Here is a 7,156-nt window from a genome sequence, read left to right on the forward strand (position 1 = left end):
ACGCCATTCAGTACCTTGGCCAAATCATCAAAAATGCGCTTTTCGCTTTGCATGTCATTCACTCCATTGCGGTCGGGAGATTAACCGCTTTTGCCTATCTGGGAACTCGTAGCGGGCACGTAAAGGCTTTCTGCATCAGGATTCAACTGATCGATCTGAAAATTCAGTATCGCTGCGAAGCTAATCCACACCAAATAAGGCACCATCAACCATGCCGCAGCCTTGCGAACGCGCGCAAATGCGAAGGTTGTCGCAATAGCGACACCCAGCATCACAAGGATGGTGAAAAACGCAGCCGTCACTTCATGCTGTCCGAAAAACAGGGGCGACCAGCTGAGGTTGATCACAAATTGCAACAGGAACAGGCCAATCGCCACATTGCGGACCCGCGCGCCGCGCGCGGCGAGCACCATCGCAAAGGCAAGGCCCATCAGAAAATATAATGTTGGCCAAACCACACCAAACACCCAGCCCGGTGGCTGAATATCTGGCTTAATCAAGGCTTGATACCACGCGTTGTCGGCGGTTGACCCGGACATGGTACCAGAGAGAAAACCAAGAAACATGGTGAGCGGAATGATAACCAACGCCCAACGCAATAACGACATACGATGCTGCGATGCGGATGCGATCTGGTTCATGCCAAGGCTCCTGCCTGTTCAGCGAGTCGGGAGACACGCCATCAATCGACATAGTAGCACTCAGCCACAATAGAACAAGGCCGCCCACCCCAAGGGGCAGACGGCCATGTATCTCAATTCAGGGCGCGGAGACCGGCCCGGATTGTAATTTACTTACGTGTGCCCGAAAGGCCCATCGAACCAAAGGCACCGGCCTTTACTTCACCGGTGATCGCATCGCCCGAAACGGTTGCGGTTGCATCAAGATGCATCGGCATTGGAACAGTGATGTCCATGCCCCAGCTCAACGTGTCACCATCGACGGTGCCATTGGCAATGTCCATTGCACCAAGGCCACCCGACATGCCGCCCGAAAAGCTGCCGCCGTCGCTGTTGACGGTCAAAACGGCCTTTTGGTCACCCATTGGGGTCTTGATTGTTACGTCCCATTGACCATCAACTGCTGCCATATTCTTGCTCCTTACTTGGTTGTTTTACTTGCAGTGGTGTTAGCAGCTTCGGTTACCATTTCAATTGGCAATCCAAGTGCTTCAAGCTGTGGCTTCACCTTGGCGGCATCGCCCACGACCAGCCATGTAATTTTCGACGGATCAACCTTTGCGCGCATTTCGTCGTTCAGCGCCTTGGCGGTCAGGGCGTTATATTTGCCCGCCAGTGTTTCGGCATAATCGAATGAACGCTTGTTCAAACGATCGGACTGCATTTGCCCCAGAACGGCGGACGACTGTTCATAGCTGCCCGGCAGTTCAAGCACATTACCCTTGATGGTCTTTTCCAGCTCTTCCGCAGTAACCGGCTTTGCACCGTTAAAGTCCTTTAACTGGTCAATCAAAACCTTAACCGATGGTCCTGTCTGATTGGTTTGGACTGGCGCAAACATGTAAAATGGCACGCGGTCTTCCGCGCCATTTACTTGGCTGCGCACCCCATAAGACCAACCCTTGGTTTCGCGCAGGTCCATATTGATGCGCGACAGGAAGTCACCGCCAAAAACCTCGTTCGCTGCGCGCAGGGTCAGCAAATCGTCCGATCCCTTTGCATCCAGAACGACACCGGCAAGGACCAGCGACTGTGGCGCATTTGGCCGGTCAATCAGCAGAATCTTGGATTGAGGGGCCGGGATGACCGCAGAGAAATTCTTCGCTGGTGCAGCAGTCGCCGTTGGCTTCCATTTGCCAAAGCGCTGCTCCAACATCGGCTTGATTTCCTTCAGCGTGGTATCGCCAACGACAAAGATTTCTGCTTTTGCCGGATGTATCCATGACTGGTGGAAATTGGCGACATCGGCACGCGTGATCGTCGCAACCGTTTCGGCATAGCCGCTACCCGTTTGCGGCCCACCATAAGGATGTGCATTTCCGTACAGCAATGGCGGCATGCGGCGCACGGCAATGCCCTGCGGCTGGTTGTTTTCCGCCTTGATCCGCGTCAGTTGCTGAATACGGACACGCTCCAGCTCATTGGTCGCGAAGGCCGGATTTTTAATCACATCGGCCAAAAGGTCGAGCGACAGACCCAAATTTGGCTTTACCGCACGCAGGCTTGCCACTGTCCGGTCAAGCGACGATCCGACATTGACGTCAGCGCCCAATTTTTCTTCGGTTTCCGCAAGCTTGGTCGATGTGAGGGTCTGTGTCCCTTCCAGCATCATAGTCGACATCATCGACGCGATCCCGCGCTTGTCTGCTGGATCAGCAGCATAGCCCGCGTTGAAACTGACCGCGACGCGGACCGTTGGCACGGCTGCCCGCCGTGCGAAGAAAACCTTGATACCATTGCCAAGCGTTGTTTCCTCAACGGTTGGGAAATCCAGCGATGGCGTGCCGGTTGGCTCGGGGAATTTGCTGCGGTCCTGAAACGCCAAAGGCCCAGCCGCCACCGTGTCTTCGGTTCCGGGGGGCGCGTAAAAAGCAGGCGATGTCAGCGTGCCGGTGCGGCTGCCCGATCCTGCTGCCACTTCCTTATACACCTCACGCTCGCCTGGCTCTACGCGAATTTCGAGCACGGGGCGGGTAAGCCATTTTTGCATCGCCGCCTTTACAGCTTCGGGCTTTGTCGTGGCGAGACGCTCCAACTCTTTCTTGTAGAAATTCGAGTCACCCACATAAAGCTGACCTTCGGCAAGCGCGACGGCCTTGCCACCAAATCCACCAACCTGTTCAAGGCCATCGATTTGCTGTGCAATGTTGCTGGCGGCTACGCGCTGCACTTCCTCAGCGTTTGGACCCGTGGCGATATAATCGGCCAATATTTCATCCAGCCGCTTGGCAACCGCATCTGCATCACCGCCGGGCTTCACATCCGCTTGAATGTTAATCAGGCTGCCGTGCATGAACGGGATCAGATATGCCGAAACGCCCACGACACTTTGTTCCTGACGCACGAGGATATTGTCCAGACGCGAGCTGGACAGGCCACCAAGCGCGCTCATGCCAATGTACAGCGCATTTGCATCAGGGTCGGCCAATCCCGGCACCACCCAGTTGCGATAAATACGTGTGGTCGGAACCTTGTCCTTCATCACGATTTTTACCGGCTTTTCCAGCGTGGGCACAGGCGCGTTGACGGGCGCAACATCTTTGCCACGCTTAATGCTACCGAACCATTTTTCAACGAGCGGTTTGGCTTGCGCGGCGTTTATATCGCCTGCCAGCACGAGCACCGCATTATTTGGACCATAATGATCGATAAACCAGTTCTTCATGTCATCCAGCGACGCCGCCGACAGGTCTTCCAAGCTGCCAATGGTGTCATGATGATAAGGGTGACCAACGGGGAACAAGGTTTCCGAACGCTTGTAATCGACCAGTCCAAATGGCTGGTTGTCGCCCTGACGCTTTTCGTTCGAAACAACGCCGATCTGGTTGTCGAGCTTTTCCTTGGAAACAGCATTGAGCAAATAGCCCATGCGGTCGCTTTCGAGGAATAACGCAGATTCCAGCGCAGTCGTCGGCACGGTCTGGAAATAGTTCGTCCGGTCGAGCCATGTCGTTCCGTTCAAGTCGGTGGCGCCGATTTTCTTGGTATATTCAAAATAGTCGCCCGGCGCGTTTTCGCTGCCGTTGAACATGATGTGTTCGAACAAATGGGCATAGCCCGTTTTGCCTTTGGGTTCATTCTTTGACCCTACGCCATACCAGATGGAAACCGCGACGATCGGCGCCTTGCGGTCTTCATGCACCAACACCGTCAGGCCGTTGTCGAGCGTGAATTTTTCATGCGGAACATTCACGGCCTCCACCAGCTTTGAAACGGGTGCTGCGGTTTGCGCAAATGCGGGTGCCTGCGCGGCCAACACCGAACCAGACAACATAAGCGCGAGGGTCAATTTACGGATCATGATATGCTCCCAAAGATATTTTTACTGCCGCCAGAGATAGTGCCAAAACGGACAAACACAATCTGGCGGCTGCACATTTTCGACAAACGCCGTTCAGGGCCGATAACGGCGCTTTGCATGCTTCACGGCGTCGGCCCATTCGAAATGGACGGGCTTATATTTGCCCGCGACAAACAGCTTCATCTGGTCGGTGTAATGCGGCGAGTCGGGCCGCGTGGTTGCCGCACCATATGGCTGGATGGATTCCGATATAACGCCGCCATTTTTGTCCCAGCGGATCAGCATGATGTAGCTGTCGCCATGCCGGACGCGGACCTTGCCATCGGCTTGGTCGGCATCCCACATCGTCGTCGCGCGCAGGGCATCGCTTCCGCCAAACATCGGCAAGTCGACATTGCCGCGCCGCAGCCGCTGGATATCGCCAAGCTGCGGGTCAATTCTGCCAAAGCGCTTCTTGAATTCATCAACCGCTTCCTGAAGCGTACTGCGGGGATCGGGCATTGGGTCACCACGCCAGTTCAGGCGTGCACCAAAACGAATGATCCTTTCAGCCAATGCGTCGGCATCACCCTTGCCATCACTTGACCAATCCCAACTGGCCAACAGCTTTTGCGCCTTGGCAAGCTCCGGCGCATCTTTCAGGTCAAGCGCCGCAAAGGACGCCATCCATGGCCCGACCCAGCTTTGCTTGCTGTACGTCATATCCATCTTGATCGCGAGCAGCTCTTCCGGCGTGATTGACTTATCCGCCGCCAATAGCTCGGTTGCGCGCAGGCCACGGTTGGTCATGCCGCGTTCGATACCCAAATATGGCGAATAATCCGCCGGGTTCATTTCCGAACCCGGACCAGCCGCCAGATAAGGCGTGTTATTCGCATTCTGGACAAAGCCCGATGCTGGATCGACAATCTTGGGATAGCGGTCAAAGCCAACAGGGCCGGACCACATGGCAGCGGACGTGTCGCCCGGAAGCTGCTTGGTGTAATCATAGCCCGGTTTGCGATCAGGGAAGAGCGCATTGTAGATATAGGCAACGCGGCCGGTTTTGTCGGCATAGATGAAGTTGGTGGCAGGGATCCCGCCAATCGACATGGACTTGGTCCACTCGTCCCAATTCGTCGCCTTGGTATTGCGGTAATATTGCTCGACGACCTTTACGCTGTCGATGCCCGCATAGCGGATGGCGAAATAGCCCTTATCATTTTTGATAACCGGACCATGTACTGATCGATACACTGTTTGTGGCACGGGCAGATTGAACGGCCCGAACTTGACGGGCAACCAAACACGCTTTGAATTCAGCGGCAGCCATTTGCCATCATAGCGATATTTGTCGCCCGCCTCATTCATCACCAATTTATAGACATCAATCAGGTCCGGACGGTTGACCGTGTTGGTCCAGCCAAGGTGGCGGTTATGCCCCAACAGCACGAAGGGCGACCCCGGGAACAATGCGCCTGCCATATGAAGGCCTTCGCCCGAATGGGTCACGGCCTCATACCATGCTACTTGCCCTTCATAGGGCTGGTGCGAATTGGAAATCAGCCAGGTCTTGCCATCGGCCATACGCTTTGGCGCGAGGGCAAAGGCATTGGACCCGTTCATTTCGGGATCGCGCCCGATTGGCGTCATGGGCGCAGCGCTCTCTTTGGGCTGCGGCTTGCCTTCGGTCAGCGCACCGATTGCGCCATCAAGGCCATAGAAAAATGGCGCGCGCAGAACAAAGCCAGTGACGATGTCCTGTCCAGTGACCGGAAACAGTTTCGACAAGCGCGCTTCGCCCGGATGCTTCGACACATAATAATTAAGCCCAGCCGCATAAGCTTCGGCCACTGCGCGTACCTCTGGCGACAATTCCATGTAGCGCTTTTCGGCGGTTTCCCGCGCGCCCAATAAGTGCATGACATAATCAACCTTGGCCCCGTCCGAGCCAGCCAACGCGCCATAACGGCCGCGGGTCATCGCCACGACATCTTCTATCGTCGCAAAATCGTCTTCGGCGTGGGCATAGGCAAGGCCATAAGCCGTGTCCGCATCGGTCGCGCCATTGATATGCGGCACGCCATATTCGTCGCGCACAATCTCGGCATCATAGGTCCGCTTGGCGGTTTCATATTCAGTTGCTGCCAATGGCTCCCACAACGCACCTGCGCCCGCTACCACACCGGCAAGCGCCAAAGACGCCCATAAAAATTTACGCATCATTTTCTCCCTGCAATGAGACCTTGTCACATCGGTCCATTTGCCTACATATCCGGCATAACCAAGATTTACGGAAAGGAAAGTCCCTGTATGTTTCACAACCTCTTAGCGCTTGCACTGGCAAGCACAGCAATCACCCCCGCATTTGCGCAGGCCGATGTCATTGGATCGGGCGTAGCACCATCAACAGCCGCGCATTCGCAGACACGACCCATTAACTTTGCGACAACGGCGCCAACATCGGGTGCGCTCGTGATCTTGATGCGCAACGCGACCTTGCCAGGCAATGTAGTCGATGCCGCAACCGCGCAAGCATTGAACGCAGCCATCGCTTCGGCAAAATTTGAAGGCAAAGAGGGCAGTTCATTGTCGCTGCGCGGCATTGGCAGTTATTCCCGCATTATATTGAGCGGCGTTGGCGAGGAAGGCGACAGCATCGCCCATGTCCGCAACGCGTCGGGCAAAGCCGCACAGGATTTGCGCGATGAAGCCCAGCCCGTGACGATCTCAGGCGGCTTCAACTCAGACGAAGCCGCCACTGCCGCGTTGGGCTATGCCATGGGCCAATATCGGTTCGATCGCTACAAAACCGTCGACCGCAAAACGCCGCCTACAAACCCCGTGACCATCGTCAGCAGCGATGCAGGCAGCGCAGAGGCGTTATGGAAGTCGCGCCATTCGGCCTTAGCCGAGGGCGTTTCCTTGTCACGCGATCTGGCGGCTGAACCCGCCAATGTCCTCTATCCCGAAACCTTTGTGGAGCGTGTCCGCGCCGCATTTGGCAACACAGCGAACGTCAAAATCGACGTTCTAGACGAGCCGATGATGCGCAAATTGGGCATGGGGACGATACTTGGCGTGGGCCAAGGTTCGCGCCGTCCATCGCGGATGATGATCGTCGAATATCGCGGCGCTGGCGATGGTGCGCCCTTGGCGATGGTTGGCAAGGGGATTACCTTTGACTCCGGCGGAA

At 55.8% G+C, this 7,156-nt stretch carries 5 protein-coding genes; 1 reads left to right on the plus strand and 4 read right to left on the minus strand.

What is annotated here, in order from left to right; all coding sequences use genetic code 11:
- Positions 1 to 80 precede the first annotated feature (80 nt).
- From ACIQ0G_RS09115 to ACIQ0G_RS09130, 4 genes are all read right to left on the minus strand, one after another.
- Positions 81 to 641, minus strand: coding sequence for a TspO/MBR family protein (locus ACIQ0G_RS09115; RefSeq protein WP_397577639.1), 561 nt, complete (start codon positions 639 to 641; stop codon positions 81 to 83).
- A gap of 149 nt (positions 642 to 790) precedes the next feature.
- Positions 791 to 1,090: a hypothetical protein gene (locus ACIQ0G_RS09120; protein ID WP_397577640.1), complete on the minus strand. Its 300-nt coding sequence runs from the start codon at positions 1,088 to 1,090 to the stop codon at positions 791 to 793.
- 11 nt (positions 1,091 to 1,101) lie between these two features.
- Positions 1,102 to 3,981 (minus strand): M16 family metallopeptidase, encoded by a 2,880-nt coding sequence (locus tag ACIQ0G_RS09125; RefSeq protein WP_397577641.1) that lies wholly within the window; start codon positions 3,979 to 3,981, stop codon positions 1,102 to 1,104.
- Between the two features lie 93 nt (positions 3,982 to 4,074).
- The gene (locus ACIQ0G_RS09130) at positions 4,075 to 6,186 is read right to left on the minus strand and encodes a penicillin acylase family protein (RefSeq protein WP_397577642.1); all 2,112 of its coding nucleotides are present in this window, start codon (positions 6,184 to 6,186) and stop codon (positions 4,075 to 4,077) included.
- An 87-nt stretch (positions 6,187 to 6,273) separates the two neighbouring features.
- Between ACIQ0G_RS09130 and ACIQ0G_RS09135 the strand changes: the two genes are divergently transcribed.
- On the plus strand, positions 6,274 to 7,156 hold an 883-nt coding region (locus tag ACIQ0G_RS09135; protein ID WP_397577643.1), incomplete at its 3' end, for a M17 family peptidase N-terminal domain-containing protein.

Source organism: Sphingorhabdus sp. (genome assembly GCF_044354325.1).
Taxonomy (GTDB): Bacteria; Pseudomonadota; Alphaproteobacteria; order Sphingomonadales; family Sphingomonadaceae; genus Sphingorhabdus_B.